General features: G+C 71.1%; 18 protein-coding genes and 1 pseudogene. 7 read left to right on the plus strand and 12 right to left on the minus strand.

Annotated elements, in window-relative coordinates; all coding sequences use genetic code 11:
- Positions 1 to 10: 10 nt before the first annotated feature.
- Together ACFYRY_RS32300 and ACFYRY_RS32305 are read right to left on the minus strand one after the other, a co-directional pair.
- Positions 11 to 673 (minus strand): response regulator, encoded by a 663-nt coding sequence (locus tag ACFYRY_RS32300; RefSeq protein WP_389153568.1) that lies wholly within the window; start codon positions 671 to 673, stop codon positions 11 to 13.
- Positions 670 to 1,773: a sensor histidine kinase gene (locus tag ACFYRY_RS32305; protein ID WP_389153571.1), complete on the minus strand. Its 1,104-nt coding sequence runs from the start codon at positions 1,771 to 1,773 to the stop codon at positions 670 to 672. Before ACFYRY_RS32305 ends, ACFYRY_RS32300 begins: the two co-directional genes overlap by 4 nt.
- 167 nt (positions 1,774 to 1,940) lie before the next feature.
- Here ACFYRY_RS32305 and ACFYRY_RS32310 point away from each other — a divergent pair, with 167 nt between their 5' ends.
- Together ACFYRY_RS32310 and ACFYRY_RS32315 are read left to right on the plus strand one after the other, a co-directional pair.
- Positions 1,941 to 2,945, plus strand: coding sequence for a carboxymuconolactone decarboxylase family protein (locus ACFYRY_RS32310; RefSeq protein ID WP_389153574.1), 1,005 nt, complete (start codon positions 1,941 to 1,943; stop codon positions 2,943 to 2,945).
- Positions 2,946 to 3,111: 166 nt separating this feature from the next.
- On the plus strand, positions 3,112 to 3,765 hold the full coding sequence (locus tag ACFYRY_RS32315; RefSeq protein ID WP_389153577.1) for a hypothetical protein: 654 nt from the start codon (positions 3,112 to 3,114) through the stop codon (positions 3,763 to 3,765).
- Between the two features lie 34 nt (positions 3,766 to 3,799).
- Here the strand turns inward: ACFYRY_RS32315 and ACFYRY_RS32320 are convergent, their stop codons facing one another.
- From ACFYRY_RS32320 to ACFYRY_RS32360, 9 genes are all read right to left on the minus strand, one after another.
- Positions 3,800 to 5,326: an NCS1 family nucleobase:cation symporter-1 gene (locus tag ACFYRY_RS32320; protein WP_389153580.1), complete on the minus strand. Its 1,527-nt coding sequence runs from the start codon at positions 5,324 to 5,326 to the stop codon at positions 3,800 to 3,802.
- A gap of 122 nt (positions 5,327 to 5,448) precedes the next feature.
- Positions 5,449 to 6,471 carry a TIGR03842 family LLM class F420-dependent oxidoreductase gene (locus ACFYRY_RS32325; protein ID WP_389153583.1) on the minus strand — a complete coding sequence of 341 codons (1,023 nt, stop codon included), beginning with the start codon at positions 6,469 to 6,471 and terminating at the stop codon, positions 5,449 to 5,451.
- 11 nt (positions 6,472 to 6,482) lie between these two features.
- Positions 6,483 to 7,889 (minus strand): dihydropyrimidinase, encoded by a 1,407-nt coding sequence (gene hydA / locus ACFYRY_RS32330; protein ID WP_389153586.1) that lies wholly within the window; start codon positions 7,887 to 7,889, stop codon positions 6,483 to 6,485.
- A gap of 148 nt (positions 7,890 to 8,037) precedes the next feature.
- On the minus strand, positions 8,038 to 8,880 hold the full coding sequence (locus tag ACFYRY_RS32335; RefSeq protein ID WP_389153589.1) for a nitrilase-related carbon-nitrogen hydrolase: 843 nt from the start codon (positions 8,878 to 8,880) through the stop codon (positions 8,038 to 8,040).
- Positions 8,881 to 9,071: 191 nt separating this feature from the next.
- A complete protein-coding gene (locus tag ACFYRY_RS32340) occupies positions 9,072 to 10,640 on the minus strand; it encodes a PucR family transcriptional regulator (RefSeq protein WP_389153592.1) in 1,569 nt (522 codons plus the stop codon).
- Between the two features lie 17 nt (positions 10,641 to 10,657).
- Complete coding sequence (locus ACFYRY_RS32345; protein ID WP_389153595.1) at positions 10,658 to 11,965, minus strand: aspartate aminotransferase family protein; 1,308 nt, start codon at positions 11,963 to 11,965, stop codon at positions 10,658 to 10,660.
- Positions 11,962 to 12,804, minus strand: a complete 843-nt coding sequence (locus ACFYRY_RS32350; RefSeq protein WP_389153598.1) for a nitrilase-related carbon-nitrogen hydrolase — start codon at positions 12,802 to 12,804, stop codon at positions 11,962 to 11,964. Before ACFYRY_RS32350 ends, ACFYRY_RS32345 begins: the two co-directional genes overlap by 4 nt.
- 203 nt (positions 12,805 to 13,007) lie before the next feature.
- Positions 13,008 to 14,570: a hypothetical protein gene (locus ACFYRY_RS32355; protein WP_389153600.1), complete on the minus strand. Its 1,563-nt coding sequence runs from the start codon at positions 14,568 to 14,570 to the stop codon at positions 13,008 to 13,010.
- Between the two features lie 166 nt (positions 14,571 to 14,736).
- Entirely contained in the window at positions 14,737 to 14,988 is a 252-nt protein-coding gene (locus ACFYRY_RS32360; RefSeq protein WP_389153602.1) for a helix-turn-helix domain-containing protein, read from the minus strand.
- Between the two features lie 50 nt (positions 14,989 to 15,038).
- Between ACFYRY_RS32360 and ACFYRY_RS32365 the strand changes: the two are divergent.
- A pseudogene (locus tag ACFYRY_RS32365) lies at positions 15,039 to 15,452 on the plus strand (M24 family metallopeptidase); the annotation flags it as partial.
- 428 nt (positions 15,453 to 15,880) lie between these two features.
- Positions 15,881 to 18,424, plus strand: coding sequence for an ATP-dependent Clp protease ATP-binding subunit (locus ACFYRY_RS32370; protein WP_389153604.1), 2,544 nt, complete (start codon positions 15,881 to 15,883; stop codon positions 18,422 to 18,424).
- A gap of 6 nt (positions 18,425 to 18,430) precedes the next feature.
- Here the strand turns inward: ACFYRY_RS32370 and ggt are convergent, their stop codons facing one another.
- The gene (gene ggt / locus ACFYRY_RS32375; protein WP_389153607.1) at positions 18,431 to 20,233 is read right to left on the minus strand and encodes a gamma-glutamyltransferase; all 1,803 of its coding nucleotides are present in this window, start codon (positions 20,231 to 20,233) and stop codon (positions 18,431 to 18,433) included.
- A 118-nt stretch (positions 20,234 to 20,351) separates the two neighbouring features.
- Between ggt and ACFYRY_RS32380 the strand changes: the two genes are divergently transcribed.
- From ACFYRY_RS32380 to ACFYRY_RS32390, 3 genes are all read left to right on the plus strand, one after another.
- Positions 20,352 to 21,110: a hypothetical protein gene (locus ACFYRY_RS32380; protein ID WP_389153610.1), complete on the plus strand. Its 759-nt coding sequence runs from the start codon at positions 20,352 to 20,354 to the stop codon at positions 21,108 to 21,110.
- A 187-nt stretch (positions 21,111 to 21,297) separates the two neighbouring features.
- Complete coding sequence (locus ACFYRY_RS32385; RefSeq protein ID WP_389153612.1) at positions 21,298 to 21,702, plus strand: type II toxin-antitoxin system PemK/MazF family toxin; 405 nt, start codon at positions 21,298 to 21,300, stop codon at positions 21,700 to 21,702.
- 326 nt (positions 21,703 to 22,028) lie between these two features.
- Positions 22,029 to 23,597, plus strand: coding sequence for an alpha/beta fold hydrolase (locus ACFYRY_RS32390; RefSeq protein ID WP_389153615.1), 1,569 nt, complete (start codon positions 22,029 to 22,031; stop codon positions 23,595 to 23,597).
- Positions 23,598 to 23,643: the final 46 nt, after the last annotated feature.

Here is a 23,643-nt window from a genome sequence, read left to right on the forward strand (position 1 = left end):
GCCCCCGCGGTCAGGTGCCGCGCGCCGTCACCAGACCCGACTCGTAGGCGAACACGACCAGTTGGGCCCGGTCGCGGGCTCCCAGCTTGGTCATCGCCCGGCTGACGTGGGTCTTGGCCGTGAACGGGCTGATGACCATGTGCGCGGCGATCTCCTCGTTGCTGAGGCCACGGGCGGCCAGGGCGGTGACCTCGCGTTCGCGGCGGGTGAGGTGTTCCAGGCCGGGGGCGGTGGTCCGGTCCGGGGGCCGGGAGACGAACTCGCCGATCAGGGCCCGGGTGACCGAAGGGGAGAGCAGGGCCTCGCCCCGGGCCACCACCTCGATGGCCTGGAGCAGGTCGGCGGGTTCGGTGTCCTTCAGCAGGAAGCCACTCGCGCCCGCCCGCAGGGCCTCGAAGACGTACTCGTCGAGGCCGTAGTTGGTGAGGATCACGACGCGGACGGCGCAGAGGGCGGGGTCGGTGGCGATACGGCGGGTCGCCTCGATGCCCGTCATGACCGGCATCTGGACGTCGATCAGCGCGATGTCGGGTGTGTGGGCACGCACCAGGGCCACCCCCTGTTCGCCGTCCGCCGCCTCGCCGACCACCTCGATGCCGTCCTCGGCGTCCAGCAGGGCACGGAACCCGGCGCGCATCAGCGCCTGGTCGTCGACGAGTGCCACCCGGATCATCCGGCCGCCTGAAGGGGCAGTTCGGCCCGCACCGAGAAGCCGCCCTCGGTGCGCGGGCCGGTGTGCAACGTGCCGCCCAGGGCCGTGACGCGTTCTCGCATGCCGGTGAGGCCGATGCCCGGTCGCGGCGGGCGGGCCGGGTCGGCTGTTCCCTCGTCGTCCACCCGAATCGTCAACTCGTCCTCCCCGTAATCCAGTTGTACCCGCACCTTGGCCGGTCCCGCGTGCCGGGCGGCGTTGGTGAGGGCCTCCTGGACGATGCGGTACGCCGCCTGGTCGAGGCTGGCCGGCAGGGCGCGTTCGTCCCCGTTCACCGTCAGCTCGACCGCGAGGCCCGCCGCCCGGGCGCGATCCACGAGAAGGGCCGGTGTGCCGGCCGGTTCGTCGGTGCGCAGCACCCCCAGGGTGGCCCGCAGCTCACGCATGGCCTCACCGCCGGCCTCCTGGATGGCGAGCAGCGCGGGCGGCACCTCCTCGCCCCGCTTGCGGGCCAGGTGCACGGCGACACCGGCCTGGAGCTTGACGATCGAGATGCTGTGGGTGAGGGAGTCGTGCAACTCCCGGGCTATCCGCAGGCGTTCCTCTCCGGCCCGGCGCAGGGCCGCCTCCTCCCTGGTGCGTTCGGCCTCCAGGGCGCGTTGCTCCGTCTGGCGCAGGTAGGCCTGCCAGTTACGGTCGGCCAGGCCCGTCACCACCGCGCACAGGAACCAGCCCGCGAACAGCGCGGCCTTCTCCACGATCTCCCCGGTCGTGGGCCCGGTCGCCACGTAGGCCGCCAGATACACCCCGCTCGCGGCGGCGGCCCAGCCCCGGTGACCCGCACGGGAGGCCGTGTGCACGGCGGCGAGGACGGGCAGGGCGGCGAGCAGCCCGGGGTGGGCGTGCAGGACGTAGGCCACACCGGTCGCGGTGGCGGCGGCGAGTACGACCAGGGGGGCCGGGCGGTAGAACGCCAGCGCCGCCGAACCCAGCGCGATCAGGGCGTAGTCGACGGCGGTCGTGTCCGCGTCGGACACGGCCGTGGTCAGGACCAGCACGCCGACCACGACCGCCAAAGCGGCGTCGGCGAGATCCCTGCGTGTGACCAAGTGCCCACTCATGCACGCACAGTAGCGCCGGGAAAGGACGCCGGAATCAGCCCTGTGGACAACTCCCCCACTACTCCCGGGGGAGTAGTCCAGGCCCTCGGGCCGCCCCGTCGGCGCAGTGCCGGCTGTCTTCGGCGGTACGACGACCGCGCCCTCCCCCGTGGCGCACGCTGCTGCCCATGCCCACACCCTTCCGCTACACCGAGCCCCTGCCGCCCCGGTCGGCCACCGGCCGCGTCGCCGAGGTCTACGAGCAGCTCGCCCGCGACTTCGGCATCGACAGGCCCGTCACCTTCGTGGTCCTGTCGCCCGTCCCCGAGATCCTCGCGTCCGCCTGGGCGTTGATGCGCGAGTCACTGATCGCGGGCCCGGGCAGCCGCACCGGAAAGGAGTTGGCGGCGTTAGGGGTGTCACTCGCCAACAGGTGCCCGTTCTGCGTGGACGCGCACACCATGCTGTTGCACGCCACCGGCGACCACGCGCTCGCCGAACGCCTCGCCCGCGGGGAGCGACCGGAGAACGAGGAGCACGCGCGGCTGCTGGAGTGGGGCGAGCGGACCCGCGTCCCGGGCGGTCTCGGGCCACATCCGTACCCCTTCCCGCACGAGCACGCCCCCGGTTATGTCGGCACCGCTCTCGCCTTCCACTTCATCAACCGGATCGTGTCCGCTCTTCTGACCGAGAACCTGCTGCCGGGCAACGCCCAGCGGTTCCGGGCCGTGCGCAGCCTCGCGGGCCGCACGCTCGCCCGGACGGTACGCCGCCCCGCCCGGCCCGGCGAGGCGCTCGCGCTGCTCGACGGCGTCGACCCGGGCGAAGCCCCCGCGTGGGCGGGCGACACGGCCGTCGGGCTCGCGTACGCGGCGCTGCTCAGGGCGTCCATGGCGGGCGCCGGTCTGCTCGACGCAGATGACCACGACCTCGTGGAAGAGGTGCTGGGGGACTGGGACGGGGCTCATCCGTCGCTCGCCCTGACGGGGTTCCCGGACCGGCGGGAGCGGCCCGGCGCGCGCCTCGCGCTGCTGGCCGCCCTGGCGCCGTACCGGATCACGGACGAGGACGTGGCGGCCTGGCGGCGGCCGGAGCACACCGACGACGCTCTGGTGCGCCTCGTGGCGTACGGGGCGTTCGTGGCCGTGGACCGCCTCGAGTCGGCGCTCTACCACCCCACCACCCGGACATAAAGGGACACATGGCGCATCATCAGCGGGGTGCGGTGACCGTGCGGGCACGGACCGAGACGGTACTTCCGTCACACGGGGAGTCGTGTGAGACTGTCGTCCCGTCCGCTGTGCGGACCCGCTCCGCACCGTCCCCCACGAAAAGTGCGCTGTGCGTTCCTCTCTTCCTTTGCCGGTCGCCCTGACCGCACGCCTGTCCCCCGTCGTCGTGCTCGCCGCCGCGGGCTGGGCCCTGTCGTCCGGCCCGCTCGCCGCCACACCGGCCACGGAGCACAAGGACAGCCCGAAGACCGGGACCCAGTCCGCCACCGCGCCGTCGACATCGGCGGCCTCCAAGGCGTACACGGCCGCGCCCGCGCCGTGCACCAGCGTGGCCAAGAAGACGATCACGTCGCTGGTGCCGGGCGCGAAGACGGCCGGCCGGGAGATCCCGTCGACGGACACCAAGGTGCGCCGCACCTGCTCCTGGAACGCGCTCAAGGGCTACGACTACCGCTGGCTGGACGTCTCCTACGAGCTCATGGAGTCGGACGAGGCGGCCCGGAAGTCCTACCAGGAGACGGTGACCGACAAGAGCGGCGGCGGGGATGTGCCCGGGGTCGGCGACTCCGGCTACTCGGTGGTGAACCTCACCACCGAGGACAAGCAGCAGACCCGCGAGGGCATGGTGGTGATCCGCGTGTCCAACGCGCTGGTGACCATCACGTACAACGGCAGCGACTTCGAGACCAAGAAGGCGCCCAGTACGAACGAGATCAACAGGGGCGCGATCAAGGCCGCCAAGGAGGCGGTCGCCACGCTGGAGGGCGGCCAGAAGAACTGACCGCCCTCCGACCGCGGGTGACGACGGGGATGACTCAGGCCTCCAGACGATCCCGGCCGCGCACCAGCATCAGCACCACGTACAGCACCATCGAGGTGCCCAGGCCCACCGCCCAGCCGTAGTCGGCGAGCGGCTCCAGCGCGGGAACGGGACGGCCGTCGATCAGCGGCTTGAAGCTGGCGCCACCGACGGCGAGGACACCGCCGACCACGAACGCGACGACGGCCCGCCAGTTCCAGCCGCCCTCGTACCAGTAACGGCCGCCGCCGCGGTACAGGTCGGCCAGGTCGAGCCTGCCGCGGCGCAGGATCCAGTAGTCGGCGATGAGGATGCCGGCGACGGTGCCGAGCAGACCGCCGACCAGGCCCAGCCAGGTGAAGATGTAGCCCTGCGGGTCGGAGTAGAGCTTCCAGGGGAAGATCAGCACGCCGAGGACACAGGTGACGAGCGCCCCCGCCCGGAAACTGATCTTCCGGGGCGCGATGTTGGAGAAGTCGAAGGCCGGCGAGACCAGGTTGGCCGCGATGTTCACCGACAGGGTCGCCACCAGCACGGTGACCAGGGCGAACAGCAGGCCCACCACGCTGTCGGTCTTGGCGGCGAGCTGTACCGGGTCCCAGATCGTCTCGCCGTACACCGCCTGCGAACCGGAGGTGACCATCACCGACAGCAGCGCGAACAACGTCATGGTCGTGGGGAGGCCGAGGGCCTGTCCCCAGGTCTGCGCCTTCTGCGACTTCCCGTACCGCGTGAAGTCCGGGATGTTCAGCGACAGCGTCGACCAGAAACCGATCATGCCCATGAGGGACGGCCAGAACAGCTTCCAGAAGTCGCCGCCCCAGCCGAGCTTGGACGGCTGGTCGAGCAGCGGACCAAAGCCGCCGGCCTTGTCGCTCATCCAGATCAGCATGACCACCGCGCCGACCAGCACGAACGGCGCCGCCCAGTTCTCGAAACGCCGGATCGTCTCCATGCCCCGGTAGATGATCGCGACCTGGATCGCCCAGAAGACGGCGAACGACAGCCACATCGTCCAGGCGTAACCGCCCACCTTCCCGGCGTCGGTCCAGCCGTTCCCGATCAGCTTCCCGGCGAGGAAGTAGATCGCCTCACCGCCGATCCAGGTCTGGATGCCGAACCAGCCGCACGCCACCAACGCCCGTACGACGGCGGGCAGGTTGGCGCCCCGCACTCCGAAGGAGGCGCGCGCGAAGACCGGGAAGGGAATGCCGTACTTCGGTCCCGCGTGCCCGGTGAGCAGCATCGGGACCAGCACGATCACATTGGCCAGGGCGATGGTGAACACCGCCTGCTTCCAGTCCATGCCGACGGCGATCAGACCGGAGGCCAGGGTCCAGGAGGCCGTGTTGTGGGCCATGCCGACCCACAGCGCGGAGAAGTTGTACGTGGTCCAGGTGCGCTTCTCCACCGGAACCGGCAGCAGGTCCTCATTGGCGTAGCGACCGCTCGGGGCGGGGGCGCCCGGGGCGATCTCCACCCGGCCGTCGGCGAGGGTGACTTGGGCGGACGGCGGTATGGCCGTGGGAGCGGTGTCGGTCATGGGCAGGCCAATCAAACGAGGGGCGGATCCGGAAAGGCCGTGCGGGGGCTCCGGCCCCCTCCCCGAAGGCGAGGAGGGGAGAACTGGAGTGGGGGGTCGGGGAGTTGATCCTGAAGGCGGGGTCAGGCGTTGACGGCGGGGATGACCGTGGTGCCGTACGCGTCGATGACCTTCTCCTGCGCGTCGTGCATGTCGTAGAGGGCGAACTGGTCGACGCCCAGCTCACGCAGGGCGTTCAGCTTCTCGATGTGGCGCTCGACCGGGCCGATGACGCAGAACCGGTCGACGATCTCGTCCGGTACGAACGCGGTGTCGGGGTTGTCGGCGCGCCCATGGTGGGAGTAGTCGTACCCTTCCCGGGCCTTGATGTACTCGGTGAGTTCGTCCGGTACGGCGGCGGAGTGTTCGCCGTACTTGGACACCAGGTCGGCGACATGGTTGCCGACCATCCCGCCGAACCAGCGGCACTGCTCGCGGGCGTGGGCGAGCGCCTCGGGCGAGTCGTCCTCGGTGACGTACGCCGGGGCGGCGACGCAGATCTTCACCTCGGACGGGTCACGTCCGGCGGCACGGGCCGCGTCCTTGACGGCCTTCACCATGTACTGGGTCAGGTAGAGGTCGGAGAGCTGGAGGATGAAACCGTCGGCCTCCTCGCCGGTCATCTTCAGCGCCTTGGGCCCGTACGCGGCCATCCAGACGGGGAGTTCGGCGCCTTCCCCGATCCACGGGAACCTGATGACCGTGCCGCCGCCGAGGTCCGCCTCCTGCCCGGAGCCGAGAGCCCTGATGACCTTCATGGCCTCGCTGATCCGGGCGAGGGTGTTCGGGGCGCGGCCCGCGACCCGCATCGCGGAGTCGCCGCGGCCGATGCCGCAGACCGTGCGGTTGCCGAACATGTCGTTGAGGGTGGCGAAGGTGGAGGCGGTGACCTCCCAGGTGCGGGTGCCCGGGTTGGTGACCATGGGACCGACCCGCAACCTGGTCGTGTTCGCCAGGATCTGGCTGTAGATCACGAACGGCTCCTGCCAGAGCACGGCGGAGTCGAAGGTCCAGCCGTACGTGAAGCCGTTGTCCTCCGCGCGCTTCATCAGGCTGACGACCTTCGAGGCCGGCGGGTCGGTCTGCAGGACGAGTCCGAAGTCCATGTGCTCCACTCCTAGTTGAGGTACTGACAGGTGGAGCGGGGGGTGTACGTGCCGTGCCCGGCGTGCCCGGTGTACTCCCGCTCGGTGATGACGAGTTCGCCGCGCGAGAGGACCGTCTCGACGCGGCCGGTGACGTGTTTGCCCTCGTACGCCGAGTAGTCGACGTTCATGTGGTGCGTGTCGGCGGACACGACCTGCACGGCGTTCGGGTCGTAGATGACGATGTCGGCGTCGGCGCCCGGCGCGATGGTGCCCTTCTTCGGGTACATCCCGAACATCCGGGCCGGATTCGCGCAGGCGATCTCGATCCAGCGGCGGCGCGAGATGTGCCCGTCGACGACGGCCTGATGGAGCAGGTCCATACGGTTCTCCACGCCCGGCAGACCGTTGGGGATCTTGGAGAAGTCACCCCGGCCGAGCTCCTTCTGGCCCACGAAGCAGAAGGGGCAGTGGTCGGTGGAGACCACCTGGAGGTCGTCGGTGCGCAGGCCCTGCCACAGCTTGGCCTGGTGCTCCCGGGGCCTGAGCGGGGTACTGCACACGTACTTCGAGCCCTCGAAGTCCGGTTCGGCGAGGTTGTCCGTGGACAGGAACAGGTACTGCGGGCAGGTCTCGCCGAAGACAGGGAGCCCCTCGTCGCGCGCCCTGGCCAGCTCGGCGACCGCTTCCATCGCCGAGACGTGCACCACGTACAGGGGCGCGCCGGCGACCTGGGCGAGCTTGATGGCGCGGTGGGTGGCCTCCGCCTCCAGCAGCGCCTTGCGGACCTCGCCGTGGTAGCGGGGGTCGGTCTCGCCGCGGGCCAGCGCCTGCTCCACCAGCACGTCGATCGCGATGCCGTTCTCCGCGTGCATCATGATCAGGCCGCCGTTGTCGGCGGAGCGCTGCATGGCGCGCAGGATCTGGCCGTCGTCGCTGTAGAAGACGCCGGGGTAGGCCATGAACTGCTTGAAGGAGGTGACGCCCTCCTGGACCAGCAGATCCATCTCCTTGAGCGTCTCCTGGTGCACATCGGAGACGATCATGTGGAAGCCGTAGTCGATCGCGCAGTTGCCCTCGGCCTTGGCGTGCCAGGCGTCCAGGCCCTCGCGCAGGGTGTGGCCGACGCTCTGCACGGCGAAGTCGACGATCGTCGTGGTGCCGCCCCAGGCAGCGGCCCGGGTGCCGGTCTCGAAGGTGTCCGAGGCGAAGGTGCCGCCGAACGGCAGCTCCATGTGGGTGTGGGCGTCGACGCCGCCCGGGATGACGTACTTCCCGGTGGCGTCGATGGTGCGCTCGGCCGTCCATGCCTCGGCGGCGGACGTGCCCGCGGCGGCGAGGGCGGCGACACGGCCGTCCTCGATCAGGATGTCCGCGTGGAGTTCGTCGGATGCGGTGATGACGAGGCCGCCCCGGATGATGGTACGGCTGCTGCTCATGCTCCCTCTCCTGTCGTTGGCGCTCCGCTGAGAGCGGTCGGAAGTGTGCAGGTGCGTGGGGGCTGGTCGCGCCCACGCGGCGGAAGCCGCATATCGGGCAGAGCCCCGCGCCCCTCACGGGGCGCGTCAGCGGCGCGGGGCTGTGTGGTTACGGTGCGGTCAGCGGCTCGTACGCGTCCGGGCGGCGGTCGCGGTAGAACTGCCAGCGGTCGCGCACCTCGCGCAGCTTGGCCAGATCCAGGTCGCGGACGACGAGTTCGGTCTCCTTGTCGCTCGCCACCTCGCCGACGAACTGGGCCTCGGGGTCGACGAAGTACGTCGTGCCGTAGAAGTCGTTGTCGCCCAGTTCCTCGACACCCACCCGGTTGATCGCGCCGACGAAGTACTCGTTGGCGACGGCCGCGGCAGGCTGCTCCAGCTGCCACAGGTAGGCGGACAGGCCGCGCGAGGTGGCCGACGGGTTGAAGACGATCTCGGCGCCCGCCAGGCCCAGCGCCCGCCAGCCCTCGGGAAAGTGACGGTCGTAGCAGATGTACACGCCGATCCTGCCGGCCTTGGTGTCGAAGACCGGCCAGCCGGCGTTGCCCGGACGGAAGTAGAACTTCTCCCAGAAGCCCGGCACCTGCGGGATGTGGTGCTTGCGGTACTTGCCGAGGTACGAGCCGTCGGCGTCGATCACGGCGGCCGTGTTGTAGAGGACGCCGGGCTGCTCCTCCTCGTACATGGGCAGGATCAGGACGAGATTCAACTCCTCGGCCAGCGCCTGGAACCGCCTGACGATCGGGCCGCCCGGGATCTGTTCGGCGTACTCGTAGAACGCCTTGTCCTGGACCTGGCAGAAGTACGGACCGTAGAACAGCTCCTGGAAGCACAGGACTTGGGCACCCTGTGCGGCGGCGTCGCGGGCCGCCTGCTCGTGCACCTGGATCATCGATTCCTTGTCGCCGGTCCAGGCGGTCTGGAAGAGGGCGGCACGGATCACTGTGCTCATCGGGACCTCCGGTCGCTCGGTGTGCGGTGAGCTTAGGAAGTCCGGTGGGGCGGATTGAGGTGCACGGTGTCACGTCTGAGGGCGTGCGGCGTGCCACCGTGTCACCCTGTCGCGAGCGCATGTTTCACCGCCGTTCTCCCAGGTGGTCCGGTGTTTCTCCGCTGTTTCCAAGTGGCCTGCCGATGCTGTTGTCAGCCCTGTTGCGCGTCGTGCGCGAGGAGGGCTATGTGCACCGAGGCGGCCTGTTCGAAGTCGTCGAGGTCCACGCCCAGCCGGGTCTGTATCGCCTCCAGTCGGCGGTACAGGGCCGGGCGGGAGACGTGGTGGAGCTGGGCGGTGCGGGACTTGTTGCGTCCGGTGGCGAGGTAGGTGCGCAGCACGGCGAGCAGGTCCTCCCCCGCCGCGCACAGCAGCCCGTCCAGCTCCCGCTCCGCGAAGGACTGCACATCCGGGTCGTCGCGCAGCAGCCGGATCAGGCCCCGCAGATGGACGTCCTTGAGGCGTACCACCGGGGGTAGGTTCAGGGCCGCCGACGAGTCCGCCACGGCGTCGGCGACATGCTGGGCCTCGCGCAGGCCGGCGGGGACGTCGTCCCAGGCGGCACGCGTGTCGGCGGCGGCGATCACCGTCCCGCCCGCCTCCGCACGCACCCGGGCCGCGAGGTTCGCCGTCAGTACGGTGGCGTCCTGGTCGGGGGCCAGGCTCAGCAGCACCGCGGTGGCACCGTCGGCGATCTCGGCGACGATCCCGGACAGCCCGAGCAGCCGCAGCACCCGGTCCAGGCGCGCCGGATCACCGTGCCGGACGACCAGCGGGACGAAGGCGCGCCGGTTGACCGGCAGTCCGGCGGCGCGGGCCCGGGGCAGCAGCTGCCGTGCCGGGACGACCCCGCTGACCAGGTCGGTCAGCAGGCTCTGCGCGGACTGCTCCTCCCAGGTGTGCGCGGAGGTGCCGCCGAGCATGCGGTGCAGCACGAGGGCTTCGGCGGCGCGGTCGGCGAGCAGCCGACCGGTGCCGTGGTCGCCTCGGTAGCCGCACAGCACGATCCGGCCCCAGCGCTCCCCGCGCCCGCCGAGTTCGGCGCGGATCCAGCCGTCGCCCTCGGTGCCGCCGGCCTGCCGCGCGATGCGCTCCCAGTCGCGCAGCACGTCGGCCACCGCCGGCCGCTCCCCCGCGGTGGCGAGGACACGGTGGGCGAGGTTGGTGACGACGAGGGGGCAGCCGCTGTGCTGGGCGACCTCGTCCAGCAGGCGTTGCAGGGGCGCGCCCGCGGTGATGAGTCCGGTGAGCGCGGTCCGTACGGCCTCCGACATGCTGACCGCCGCGAACTTCCGCCGGATCAGGCGCGCCTGCACCTCCTCGGTCAACTCGGCGAAGGGGAAGGGCCGGTGCAGGACCACCATCGGCAGTCCGCACCGCTCGGCCGCCCGGCGCATCACGTCCGGCGTGGCCGGGAACGCCCGTCCCAGACCCAGCACCACGGCGGCGGCCTCCGCGCGGTACAGGGACTGTACGTACTCGGCCTGCGCGCCCTCGTCACCGGCGAGCAGCACCCCGGTCGTGAGGACCATCTCGCCGCCGCTGAGCATCACCCCGACGTCGGCGGCCTCGGCGACGTGCACCCAGCGCACGGCCCGGTCGAGCTGGCTCGCTCCGGCCACCACCTCGGGCTCCCCGGCGAGGACCCGCTCCAGGGTGAGGACCTGCCGGACCGACAGGGTCGGCTCCAGGGACGTGGACGACTCCCAGGTGGTGGTCATGACGGTGTTTCCCTTGTTCAGGCCTTGCCCGGGTGCTGCTGGTGGATGCTCCGCAGAGCGTCTTCGAGGATCTCGGCGCCTTCCTCGGCCTCCGCGACGGTCAGGGACAGCGGTGGGGCGATGCGCAGCGCGCTGGTGTTGTGCCCGCCGCCCTTGCCGAGGAGCAGCCCGCCCGCGCGGGCGGCTTCGAGCACGGCGGCCGCCGCGTCGGGGTCGGCCTCGTCGGTGCCCGGTCTCACCAGTTCGATGCCGAGCATCAGTCCGCGGCCCCGCACCTCCCGGACGCCCGGAGTCTGCGCCCCGGCCGCCCGCAACCGCTCGATGAGCAGTCCGCCGACCCTCCGGGCGTTGCCTTGGAGGTCGTGTTCCAGCAGGTACGTGAGGTTGGCGAGACCGGCCGCCATGGTGATCTGGGTGCCGCCGAACGTGGAGATGCTGTTGGCGTCCAGGCAGTTCATGATCTCGGCGCGGGCCACCACCCCGCCGATGGACATGCCGTTGCCGATGCCCTTGGCGAAGGTGAGGATGTCCGGCGGGCCGTTCTCGGCGTGCGCCTGCCAGCCCCAGAAGTGGTCACCGGTGCGGCCCCAGCCGGTCTGCACCTCGTCGGCGATCCACAGGATGCCGCGCTCGTGCAGCACGTCACGGAAGGCCGCGAACAGGCCGTCCGGGGGCGAGGTGAAGCCGCCGACGCCCTGCACGGGTTCGGCGATCAGCGCTGCGGGCGGGCGGGTGTGGCCGAGCAGGTCCTTGAGGTCGTCCACGCAGGCCGCGATGAAGTCGTCGTCACCGAGGTCCGCGTACGGGCCGCGGGTGCGGACGCCGCCGTGGACGTACAGCGTCTGGAGGGGGGAGAGCGAGGTCGGGGACCAGCCGCGGTTGCCGGTGATGCCGACGGCGCTGAAGGAGCGGCCGTGGTAGCTGTTGCGCATCGCCAGGACCGTGTTGCTGCGGCGGTACGTCGTCGCCAGCATCAGGGCCGTGTCATTGGCCTCGGTGCCGGAGGTGGTGAAGAAGACGCGCGCGTCCGGGATGCCGCTCAACTTGGCGACGCGCTCCGCGAGTTCGACCATCGGCCGGTTGAGGTAGAGCGTGGAGGAGTGGATGATCCGCCCGGCCTGCTCGGCCACCGCCTTGGTGACCTCGGGCAGGGCGTGCGCGGTCATCGTCGTCAGGATGCCGCCGAAGAAGTCGAGGTACCTGTTGCCCTCGGCGTCCCAGACGTGGCGGCCCTCGCCGTGGGTGATCTCCAGCGGGTCCTCGTAGTACAGGGCGAGCCAGTCGGGCAGCACGCTCCGATGACGGCCGAGCAGGTCCCTGGTCACGGCCGCACCAGCCCGTCGTACGCGTCGGGCCGGCGGTCACGGTAGAACGCCCACTGCCGCCGGACCTCTTCGATGAGGTCGAAGTCGAGGTCGCGGACGACGAGTTCCTCGTCCTTGTCGCTGGCGGTCTCGCCCACGAACTGTCCGCGCGGGTCGACGAAGTACGACGTCCCGTAGAAGTCGTTGTCCCCGTACTCCTCGACGCCCACCCGGTTGATCGCGGCGACGAAGTACTCGTTGGCGACCGCGGCGGCGGGCTGCTCCAGTCGCCACAGGTGGGAGGAGAGCCCGCGGTGGGTGGCCGACGGATTGTAGACCAACTGAGCGCCGTTCAGGCCGAGTTGCCGCCAGCCCTCCGGGAAGTGCCGGTCGTAGCAGATGTAGACGCCGACCTTGCCGACGGCGGTGTCGAAGACCGGCCAGCCGAGGTTGCCCGGTTTGAAGTAGTACTTCTCCCAGAAGCCCTTGACCTGCGGGATGTGGTGCTTGCGGTACTTGCCGAGGAAGGTGCCGTCGGCGTCGATCACGGCCGCGGTGTTGTAGTAGAAGCCCGACTGCTCGACCTCGAAGACCGGGACGACGATCACCATGCCGGTCTCGCGGGCGAGTTCCCGCATACGACGGGTGGTCGGCCCGTCGGGCACCGCCTCGGCCCAGCGGTAGTGCTCCGGTTCCTGGACCTGACAGAAGTAGGGGGCGTTGAAGACCTCCTGGAAGCCGATGACCTTGGCACCCCGGCGGGCGGCCTCGCGGGCGTGCTCCTCGTGTTTCGCCACCATGGACTCGGTGTCGCCGGTCCAGGTGGCCTGGACCAGGGCGGCACGTACGACGTTGGCCATGAGCTGCTCCTTCGACGGGACGTCAGAGCGTCTACGCCCGTAGACGCAGGCCATAGAGGGACGAACGTAAGCCTCCTGACGGGCCTTGCCAAGACCATCGTCGTCAACCCGCGGAGTCGATCTCGTTTCGCACTCCTGTGGGTGAGCGGCTCGGCCGGTGGGCGGAGTCCAGGCCTGGGTGCCAGGTGCGCGTCAGAGCAGGGTCAGGCGGTGAATCCGGCGACGCGCAGGGCGTGCACCAGGTCCCAGTGGCGCTCCTCCGAGACACCCCGGGCGGCCTCCACCAGGAGCGGGACGAGGGTGCGCGGGTCGGGCTCGGCGCTGCGGGCGGCCTCTTCCGGGGTGCGGACGCGGACGTAGGCGTCGAGCAGTGCGCCCACCTCCCGGTGACGGCCCTCGGCGGCCAGCGCGAGTACCGCCTGACCGATCTCGTCGGCGGGCCGGGCCACGCCCTGGCGCAGGATCTGCTGCCCGTCGGTGCCGCGACCGGCCGCGACGAGCGCGTCAGCGGCGGCGACCAGCCGCTCGGCGGGCAGCGAGGCGGCCTCCCACAGCAGGCTCGCCCAGTCGGCACCCAGGCCGGCCCGCTCCATCTGGACGGCGAGCAGCGGATAACGGGCGGCCGGCCAGCGGGCGATCTCGGCGAGCAGCGCGTGCGCCTCGCCGCTGCGGCCCTCACCACGCAGCCGCACCAGCCGCTCCACGACCTGTGCCGTCTCCCGCCCGCCCGCCGCGTCCAGCGGCTCGACCCGCGGCTTCGGCCGGGTCTCGGCCCGCGCGGCCCCGGCGAACCGGGCCCCGCGTGGGGTACGGCCACTCGTGACGGGCGCGGCGGGGAGGTCCGGTACGGCGGTCGGCGGTACGACGACGGGGGCGGCCTCCTCCTCGACCATCCCGGCGAACCGGGCACCACCCCGGCGTCGCTTGCGCTGCTTGGGGGCGGGGGGTTGTTCGGCAGGGGGGTTTGTGAGGGCGGAGGTCTCGGCGGGCGTCGGCTGCCGGAAGGCGGAGGTCTCGGTGAGCGTCGGACGCTGCTGCCCTTCGGCCTGGTCCCCCGGGGCGGCGGAGGGGTCGACAGGGGCCGACTGTCGCGGGGCGTGGATGTGGGGGTCGTACGCGGGCCCCACGTCCCGCTCGGCATCGTATGTGCGGGCCGCCGGGCGGAAGGAACCGCCGGTCTCCGACCGGGACCCGCCGCCCGCGCGGACCCCGCCCCCGACGTCGCGATCGCGCTGCCGCGGCATGCTCAGGTCGGTCGCGCGTCTGTCCAGTCGCGCCATCCGGGACTGGAGTTCGGCGCAGCGGCGGGTGGCGCGTTCGTGGTCGTCGTGGGCCCAGGCGAGGTCGACGCGGAGGGCGTCGGCCTCTTCCCGGGTGGCGGCGGAGGCCAGTGCCCGGCGCAGCTCCGTCTGTCGGTCGGCGGCGTACCGCTGCTCACGGAGCATGACGTCGAAGCGGTCACCGAGGGCGTCACGGGCCCCGGGGCGGGCGTCGTGCGCGACGAGCGCGGCGGCGTGCAGGACACGGGCCCGTTCCGTCTCCGCCGCGGCGACCTGGGGGCCGTACGCTCCCGCGAGGTCCTGGAGCAGTGCCTCCACGACGTCCCACGGGGGCATCTCGCGTCCGTCGAGGCAGGCCCGCATACCGTCGGGGTCGCGCTGCCAGAACACCCCGCACCAGCCGCCGCCCTGGTCGAGGCGCGCCAGCAGACCGTCCAGATGGTTCGCGAACTCCCGCACTTGCCCGGGGAGTTGATCCACAGTCATCGCCCAACTCCCGCCCGACCGGAGCACTCCGGTTCGTAGGCAACACCAGCCGTGTTACGGGCGCGCTACGGGAAGTTTTCCGGGGCCGTGCAGGAGCCCCATCGCGAGGTCCGGGCCGACGGGCGGCGGCCCTGACGCCGCCCCGCGAACTGCCGACCGACCCCTGTCACACCTCCACCGGCACGCACCGCGCCGCCAGGTCGTCCATGGACAGACCGAGCGCCTGGGCCAGCGCGGCCACCGTGAAGAAGGCCGGCGTCGGGGCCCGTCCGGTCTCGATCTTGCGGAGCGTCTCGGCGGAGATGCCCGCGCTCGCCGCGACCTCGGTCATGCTGCGGCCACCGCGCGCCTCGCGCAGCAACCTGCCGAACCGTTCGCCGCGTTCGTGCTCTTCGGGAGTGAGAGGGGTGCGCACCATGCCGTCATTCTAATACCGGTATAGTAATTGGCGTGGTGGAACTGAAGACGGCCTCGGTGAACGACGCGATCGTGCACGGCATCCCGACCGCCGAGCGGGCCCTCGCGGCCGGCATCGAGGCGGCGGTCGTCGGCAACCGTGTCGGCGACATCGCGCACGCGATCGGCACCGTGTGCCGCGGCGGCGGATACGGCGTCCCGGACGGCTTCGGCGGCCACGGCATCGGCCGCCGTGTGCACGAGGACCCGCCGGTCCCGAACGAGGGGCGTCCGGGGCGGGGCTCGCGACTGCGGCACGGCATGGCCCTCGCCATCGAGCCGATGCTCATCGGCGGCGACACGGACGGCTGCCACGAGGCGCCGGACGGGTGGACCCTGCGGACGAACGACGGTTCGCGCGCGGCGCACGTGGAGCACACCGTGGCCATCACGGACGCCGGGCCTCGGATCCTGACGGCTCGCTGAGCTCGACCCTCTCCGCCGGGCTGGTCACCCTGCGTCACGGAGCGGGGGCGCCTCCCCCGCCGCCCCCTGCCACTCCGCGCCCGGTGCCGTTCGACGCCGCTCGGCGCTGTTCGCGCTGTTCGGCGCCGCTCGGCCGTGTTCGGCGCGCCGCTCGGCCCGTGTGCGGCACCCGCTTCGGCACCCATTCGGCACCGTATCGGCGGGGAACGCCGGGACGGCCGTCCACCGGGGGCCCGCGGAGGTGCCCGCTCCCCTCGTTCGTGCGAAGGTGGGCTACGAAGGCGCGCCCAGGGGGTGTAACCGGCTGCCGCTCGGGTTACCCGAGTCCGGCACGTCGATCAGCGAGGGCGTCCCGGGCCCTGCCCCCGTTCCAGTGCTTGCCCCGAACACGGGAGGCACCCCCGTCGGGACGCCGGATGGGAAGGCCAATGACCAGCGGCTTCACCGGCTCGGAAGGCTATGACCCCTTCGGAGAATTCCTCGCCCGCTTCTTCGGCGGGCCGCGCCAAGGTCCACGCCAGATCGACATCGGGCGGCTGCTCAGTCAGCCCGCCCGGGAGCTGGTGCGGGGCGCCGCCCAGTACGCCGCCGAGCACGGCAGCAGGGACCTGGACACCCAGCACCTGCTGCGGGCCGCACTGGCCTCGGAGCCCACCCGGACGCTGCTGAGCCGGGCCGGCGCGGATCCCGACTCGCTCGCCACGGAGATCGACCAGCGCTCCGGCCCGGCCCAGCACCCGCCCGGCGAGGTCCCGCCGCCGACCTCGCTGTCCCTGACCCCGGCCGCCAAGCGCGCCCTGCTGGACGCGCACGACCTGGCGCGGACGCGCGGCGCCGGTTACATCGGCCCCGAGCATGTGCTGACCGCCCTCGCCTCGAACCCGGACTCGGCCGCCGGGCACATCCTCAACTCGGCCCACTTCGCGACCTCCGGGCTGCCGCCCGAGCCGGCCCCGGACGGCGGTCAGGCCCGCCTCGAACGGCCGCGCTCCACCGGTACGCCCACGCTGGACAAGTACGGCCGCGACCTCACCGACCTGGCCCGGCAGGGCGGCATCGACCCGGTGATCGGCCGGGAGGAGGAGATCGAGCAGACCATCGAGGTGCTGTCCCGGCGCGGCAAGAACAACCCGGTGCTCATCGGTGACGCCGGTGTCGGCAAGACCGCGATCGTGGAGGGGCTCGCCCAGCGGATCGTCGACGGTGACGTGCCCGATGTGCTCGTCGGACGGCGGGTGTTCGCCCTGGACCTGACGGGTGTGGTCGCGGGCACCCGCTATCGCGGGGACTTCGAGGAGCGGCTGAACGCCATCGTGAGCGAGATCCGCGCCCACTCCGAGGAGTTGATCGTCTTCATCGACGAACTGCACACCGTCGTCGGCGCCGGAGGCGGCGGCGAGGGCGGCTCCATGGACGCCGGAAACATCCTCAAGCCCGCCCTGGCCCGCGGTGAGCTGCACGTCGTGGGCGCGACCACCCTGGAGGAGTTCCGCCGGATCGAGAAGGACGCGGCGCTGGCCCGCCGCTTCCAGCCGATCCTGGTACCCGAGCCCAGCACCGCGGACGCCATCGAGATCCTGCGCGGTCTGCACGACCGCTACGAGGCCCACCACCAGGTCCGCTACACCGACGAGGCCCTGGTGGCCGCGGTCGAGCTGTCCGACCGGTATCTCACCGACCGCCGCCTGCCGGACAAGGCGATCGACCTCATCGACCAGGCCGGTGCCCGGGTGCGGCTGCGGGCACGGACCAAGGGCACGGACGTCCGGGCCATGGAGCGCGAGGTCGAACAGCTCACCCGGGACAAGGACCAGGCAGTGGCCGACGAGCAGTACGAGCAGGCCACCCAACTGCGGGACCGGATCGGCGAGTTGAAGCAGCGGATCGGCGAGGCAACCGGCGACACCGAGGTCGACGAGGGGATGGACCTGAAGGTCACCGCCGAGGCCATCGCCGAAGTCGTGTCGCGGCTGACCGGCATCCCGGTCAGCAGCCTCACCGAGGAGGAGAAGCACCGCCTGCTCGGCCTGGAGCAGCACCTGCACGAGCGGGTCGTCGGTCAGGACGAGGCGGTCCGCGTGGTCGCCGACGCCGTCCTGCGCTCCCGCGCCGGGCTCGCCAGCCCCGACCGCCCGATCGGCAGCTTCCTCTTCCTCGGCCCGACCGGCGTGGGCAAGACGGAGCTGGCGCGGACCCTCGCCGAGGCCCTGTTCGGCAGCGAGGAACGCATGGTCCGCCTGGACATGAGCGAGTACCAGGAGCGGCACACCGTCAGCCGCCTGGTCGGCGCCCCGCCCGGGTACGTCGGCCACGAGGAAGCCGGCCAGCTCACCGAGGTCGTCCGCAGGCACCCGTACTCGCTGCTCCTCCTCGACGAGGTGGAGAAGGCGCACCCGGACGTCTTCAACATCCTGTTGCAGGTCCTCGACGACGGACGACTGACCGACTCCCAGGGCCGCACGGTCGACTTCACCAACACGGTCATCGTGATGACCAGCAACCTCGGTTCCGAGGCGATCACCCGGCGCGGCGCCGGCATCGGCTTCGGCGCGGGTGGCGCGGAGGCGGACGAGGAGGCGCGGCGCGAGCAGATCCTGCGGCCGTTGCGGGAGCACTTCCGGCCCGAGTTCCTCAACCGGATCGACGAGATCGTCGTCTTCCGTCAGCTCACCGGCGACCAACTGCGGGAGATCACCAACCTGTTGCTGGAGAAGACGCGTCGGCTGCTGCACGCGCAGGGCGTCGCGGTCGAGTTCACCGATCCGGCCGTCGACTGGCTCGCCGAACGTGGCTACCAGCCGGAGTACGGCGCCCGTCCGTTGCGCCGCACCATCCAGCGGGAGGTGGACAACCAGCTCTCCCGGTTGCTGATCGACGGCCGGGTCGCCGAGGGCGGCACGGTGAGGGTGGATGTGGCGGACGGGCGGCTCGCGTTCCGTACCGAGGATTTGCCGCCCGCCCCCGAGTTGTGACCGCCCTTACCGCTTGGTGGGGCGCACCACCATCGCCGAGCCGCCGCCCCGCCGTACCGTCTCGGCGGCGGCCAGCCACTTCCCGTTCGGCAGCCGCTGCACGCCGGTGGCGGCGCCGATCTCGGGGTTCAGTTTGAAGGAGTGCCCGATGGCTTCGAGCTGCTTGCGGAGCTGGCTGTCGTAGAGGCCGGGTTCGAGCTCGGTCTGGGCCGCGTTGCGCTGGCTGGCGCGCGGCGCGGCGATAGCGTCCACGAGCGGAAGGCCCCGGTCGAGGAACTCGGTCAGCGTCTGCAGGACGGTGGTGATGATGGTCGCGCCGCCGGGCGAACCCAGCGCCACCACCGGCTTGTTGTGCCGGTCCAGCACGATGGTCGGGGAGATCGACGAGCGTGGCCGCTTGCCGGGGCCCGGCAGGTTCGGGTCGTGGACGGCCGGGTTGGCCGGGGCGAAGGAGAAGTCCGTCAGCTCGTTGTTCAGGATGAACCCGCGTCCCGGGACGGTGATCGCGCTGCCGCCGGTCTGCTCGATGGTGAGGGTGTAGGAGACGACGTTCCCCCACTTGTCGGCCACCGTCAGATGGGTGGTGTTCTCGCCCTCGTACGTCGTCGGCGCCGCGGTACCCCCGGCCCCGCAGGCCGCCGGGTGGCGCGGGTCGCCGGGTGCGACCGGGCTGGTGAGCACGGCGTGGTCCTTGATGAGGCACGCCCGTGAGTCGGCGTACCGCTGCGACAGCAGCTCCTTCGTCGGTACGTCCTCGAAGGCGGGGTCGCCGACCCAGCGCCCCCGGTCCGCGAACGCGATCCGGCTCGCCTCGATGAAGTGGTGCAGGTACTGGACCTCGCTCGCCTTGGAAAGGTCCGTGTTCTCCAGGATGTTGAGGGCCTCACCGACGGTGGTGCCGCCCGAGGAGGAGGGCGCGATCGAGTAGACGCCGAGGCCGCGGTACGAGGTCTTCGTGGGCGCCTGGAGCTTGGCGCGGTAGGCGGCGAGGTCCTTCTCGGAGAGGTCGCCGGGGCGGGCGTTCCAGCCCGAAGCCGGGTCCACCGGAGGGTGGTTCACGGTGTCGACGATGTCGTCGCCGAGGTCGCCGTGGTAGATCGCGCGGACGCCCTTCTTGCCCAACTCGGCGTAGGTGCGGGCGAGATCGGGGTTCTTGAAGGTCGAGCCGACGACCGGCAACCGCCCGCCGGGCAGGAACAGCTTGGCGGTGTCCGGGAAGTAGCGGAACCGGGTCTCGTTGGACGCGGTCTGCGAGCGGAAGGTGTCGTCGACGACGAATCCGTTCCGGGCGATGCGCTCGGCGGGCTTGAGCACCGTCCCGAGCTTTCTGCTGCCCCACTTGTCGAGCGCCGTCTGCCAGGTGGCGGGCGTGCCCGGCGTGCCGACGCTCAGGCCGCTGCTGACGGCGTCCGCGAAGGCGAGCGGCTTGCCGTTCTCCAGGAAGAGGTCGGAGCCGGCGGTGAGCGGTGCCGTCTCACGTCCGTCGATCGTGCGCACCGTACGGGACTTGGCGTCGTAGTAGACGAAGTAGCCGCCTCCGCCCACACCGGAGGAGTAGGGCTCGGTGACGCCGAGCGCGGCGGCCGTGGCGACGGCCGCGTCGACGGCGTTGCCACCTTTCTTCAGGACCTCGATGCCGGCGGCGGAGGCGTCCGCGTCGACGCTCGAGACGGCACCGCCGTAGCCGACGGCCACGGGGACTTTCTTGGCGGGGGCGCCGGAAGCGGCGGGCGGAGCCGCCGCTCCCACCGACACCACGGCGGCCGAGACCGCCAGCACCGACAGTTTCCGTGCGACAGGGCGACGCATCCGAACCTCCAGCAAGAGACCGTTCGCGCAGCCTATGCGATCGCCATGCCCCCGTCAGGAAGGCACGTCGACCGGTCCGGAAACACGGGTCGGCGTTCGCCGGATAGCATGCCCGCCCATGAATGACGACGTGCGCAACATCGTCCTGGGCGTGGTGGCCGCCGGTATCAGTGCCACGCTCGGCTGGCTGGCCCGGACCTACCTGTGGAAGCGCAAGCTCCGCCGCAAGCAGGCCTTCTTCGGGCTGCCCGACAACTCGGAGTCCCTGCTGGTCGTCAACCGCGACGCGGGCAGCCCCGACCTCGCGGTGCACCGCTACGACGTGTTCGCCCTCCTGGAACTCTCCGCGCTCATCAAGGACTGCGGCGCGCACGCCGAGGTGATAACCCAGGACGCGGCCCGGCAGGGCTTCGGCGAGCGGACGGAGTTCTGCGTGGGCGGCCCGGGTTCGAATCGACGCATGGCGGCCCATATGCACGCCATGCTGCCCGGGGTGCGCGTGAACACCGACCCGGATCCGGGCCCGGACCGACTGGCGTTCCAGATCGGCAGCGAGCGCTACCGCATGGAGAGTGGCCTGACCGAGTACGTGCTGCTGGCCCGGCTCACGGCGGGAGAACCGGGCCGGGCCCGGCCCGTGTTCCTGTTCTGCGGCCAGCGCGCGATCACCAACCAGGCCGCGACCCGATACCTCGCCCGCAACCACGAGCGGCTGGCCCGCAAGCACGGCCACAACTCCTTCGTGATGCTGCTGAAGGTGGTCAACTCGCAGGCGTACGGCCCCGATGTGGTCGAACTGGTCGCGGACGTGACACGGGCGGCACAGGCGCCGCTGCCGACCCCGGCGATTCCGCGCAACTCCCACCGGGCCTCCTAGTACTACAGCCGTAGATCGTGATCTTCATGCTTGAGCGGCTTGACGCCGGTAGTGGCTGGTCTGGGATCGGGCTGGTGGCGGCGTCGCCGGACGGACCAGCGAAGTCGGTGGACAGGTGGCCGCACCCGTCTCCACACCGCGTCAGGTCGCGCAGCGTCTGCTTGCCGTCCTGTGTATGGGAGAGCTTGTGCAACGTGGCGAAGTCTGGTGGGTCCAGTTCGACGAGCGGAGGTTGGTCGTACTGCTGTCAGGGGACGACGCGTCCGGGTTCCGGGTGATGCAGGTCGTCGCTCCGGCGGGCCTCGACATCAGCGGTCTGGGCATCGAAGTGACGGTCGGCGCCGGTGAAGGGCTGCCGCTCGAAGGCGTGCTGCGGCTCGCGTTCCCGCGTCCAGGCTTCACCCCGTGCACGTGGCTGACCACCGTGTCCCGGGACGACCTGATAGAGCGGGCGGCCGTCCTGTCCTCCAGGAAGCTCAGCGAGATCGACGATGCCCTCCGACTTGCTGAACAAGCACAGGAGCCGACCCCGGCAACGACCGCGAAGCTCAGCGAGATGAGGGACGCCCTCCGTCGCGGTGAACTCGGGTAGCCGGAGAAGGAGCCGACGCCCGCGACGGCATGGGCGATCTCGGGCCATCAGGCAGCCCGTGATCTCGGCAAACGCCTCCGCTGGACACTTTGGCGGCGCCGTCACCAAGCCCGCGCACACACGAGCCACTACCGGCGCCAAGCAGCCCAACGAGCATGAAGATCACGATTTACAGCTGGAGTACTAGCGCGGGCGCCCCAGGGTCGTGCACATTCCAACAATCGTTACTCCCACGTAACTTACCGACGGGTTACTTGCGGTAAGGCACCGAGGTTACTGTCGGGTCACTTTCGACTGACACGAGTGACCGTACGAGGGAGTGACCCGTGGGACATCGCCACCGCCAGGCCCTGCGCACAACCGCCGCGGGCGCCGTCTCGGCGACGCTGATCGCCGGCAGCTCCCTGGGGCTCGCCCCCGGCGCCCAGGCGGCGACCGGTATCCGATTCGTCGACATCGCCGGGGACGGCGGCACGGTCCTCAAGGCGAACGTCATCACACCCGCCGACGCCGACGGCACCCGCCGCTACCCGCTGCTCGTGCTGCCCACGAGCTGGGGCCTGCCCCAGGCCGAATATCTCGCCCAGGCCCAGAAGCTCGCGAACTCCGGTTACATCGTGGTCAGTTACAACGTCCGCGGCTTCTGGCAGTCGGGCGGCGAGATAGAGGTGGCGGGCCCGCCCGACGTGGCGGACGCGTCCGAGGTCATCGACTGGGCCCTCGCCCACACTCCGGCAGACCCGCGAAAGGTCGGCATGGCGGGCGTCTCGTACGGCGCCGGCATCAGCCTGCTGGCCGCCGCGCACGACAAGCGCGTCAAGGCGGTGGCCGCCCTCAGCGGCTGGGCCGACCTGGTCGGCTCCATCTACTCCGGTCGCACCCAGCACGTCCAGGCGTCCGCCCTGCTGGACGGCGCGAGCCTGGTCACCGGCCGCCAGAGCCCCGAACTGCGGCAGATCTTCGACGACTTCTACGCCTCGAACCTGGACAAGGAACCCGAACTCGTCGCCTGGGGGAAGAAACGTTCAGCAATGACCTACGTGGATCAGCTGAACGAGAACGACACCGCGGTCATGATGGCCAACGCCTGGGGCGACACCGTTTTCCCGCCCAACCAGTACGCGGACTTCTACCAGAAGCTGACCGGCCCGAAGCGACTGGAGCTGCGCCCCGGCGACCACGCCACCGCCGAGATCACCGGCCTGTTCGGGCTGCCCAACGACGTCTGGACCGACACCGAGCGCTGGTTCGACCACTACCTCAAGGGCGCGGACAACGGCGTCGACCGCGAGCAGCCCGTGCGGCTCAAGTCCCGTTCCACGGGCGGCTACGAGGGCTACCCGGACTGGAAGTCGGTCGGTGCGACCCGGAAGAAGATCGCCCTGGCGGGCACGACCACCCTGCACACGAACGTCGACTCGGGCGCGGACGGCGGTGTCGTCTTCCTGTCCAGCATTCTCGACCAGGTGGCCCGACTGCCCCCCGTCGCCTCGATCCCCCTGCTCCCCCGCCGCTGGGCGGCCGTATGGCAGTCGGAGAAGTACGCGAGCACGCAACAGGTGCGCGGAACGGCCGAGTTGCACACCACCCTCACCCCGACCAAGGAGAGCGGCACCCTCGTCGCGTACCTCTACGACGTGGGGCCGCTCGGCCTCGGCAAGCTGGTCAGCAACGCGCCGTACACCTTCCACGGGCGAACGCCCGGGAAGCCGTTCGACGTCGACCTGGAGCTGTTCTCCACGGCCTACGACGTCCCGGCAGGGCACCGGCTGGCCCTGGTGGTCGACACGGTCGACCCGCTCTACATCGAGCACAACCCGTCCGGCGCACAGCTGACCTTCTCCTCGCCGGTGAACGACCCGTCGTACGTGTCGATCCCGCTGCGCGAGCAGTGATCTCCGGCTGCCGCCGGCCGGGTATGGGCTCTGTGAGCTGCCACCC

This window comes from Streptomyces sp. NPDC005263, from assembly GCF_042872365.1.
Taxonomy (GTDB): domain Bacteria; phylum Actinomycetota; class Actinomycetes; order Streptomycetales; family Streptomycetaceae; genus Streptomyces.

What these genes read in the sequence shown, in the direction of transcription:
- ACFYRY_RS32300 (WP_389153568.1), bottom strand. Translation starts at nt 673, where the DNA reads ATGATCCGGGTGGCACTCGTCGACGACCAGGCGCTGATGCGCGCCGGG.
- ACFYRY_RS32305 (WP_389153571.1), bottom strand. Translation starts at nt 1,773, where the DNA reads ATGAGTGGGCACTTGGTCACACGCAGGGATCTCGCCGACGCCGCTTTG.
- ACFYRY_RS32310 (WP_389153574.1), top strand. Translation starts at nt 1,941, where the DNA reads ATGCCCACACCCTTCCGCTACACCGAGCCCCTGCCGCCCCGGTCGGCC.
- ACFYRY_RS32320 (WP_389153580.1), bottom strand. Translation starts at nt 5,326, where the DNA reads ATGACCGACACCGCTCCCACGGCCATACCGCCGTCCGCCCAAGTCACC.
- ACFYRY_RS32325 (WP_389153583.1), bottom strand. Translation starts at nt 6,471, where the DNA reads ATGGACTTCGGACTCGTCCTGCAGACCGACCCGCCGGCCTCGAAGGTC.
- hydA (WP_389153586.1), bottom strand. Translation starts at nt 7,889, where the DNA reads ATGAGCAGCAGCCGTACCATCATCCGGGGCGGCCTCGTCATCACCGCA.
- ACFYRY_RS32335 (WP_389153589.1), bottom strand. Translation starts at nt 8,880, where the DNA reads ATGAGCACAGTGATCCGTGCCGCCCTCTTCCAGACCGCCTGGACCGGC.
- ACFYRY_RS32340 (WP_389153592.1), bottom strand. Translation starts at nt 10,640, where the DNA reads ATGACCACCACCTGGGAGTCGTCCACGTCCCTGGAGCCGACCCTGTCG.
- ACFYRY_RS32350 (WP_389153598.1), bottom strand. Translation starts at nt 12,804, where the DNA reads ATGGCCAACGTCGTACGTGCCGCCCTGGTCCAGGCCACCTGGACCGGC.
- ACFYRY_RS32355 (WP_389153600.1), bottom strand. Translation starts at nt 14,570, where the DNA reads ATGACTGTGGATCAACTCCCCGGGCAAGTGCGGGAGTTCGCGAACCAT.
- ACFYRY_RS32360 (WP_389153602.1), bottom strand. Translation starts at nt 14,988, where the DNA reads ATGGTGCGCACCCCTCTCACTCCCGAAGAGCACGAACGCGGCGAACGG.
- ACFYRY_RS32370 (WP_389153604.1), top strand. Translation starts at nt 15,881, where the DNA reads ATGACCAGCGGCTTCACCGGCTCGGAAGGCTATGACCCCTTCGGAGAA.
- ggt (WP_389153607.1), bottom strand. Translation starts at nt 20,233, where the DNA reads ATGCGTCGCCCTGTCGCACGGAAACTGTCGGTGCTGGCGGTCTCGGCC.
- ACFYRY_RS32380 (WP_389153610.1), top strand. Translation starts at nt 20,352, where the DNA reads ATGAATGACGACGTGCGCAACATCGTCCTGGGCGTGGTGGCCGCCGGT.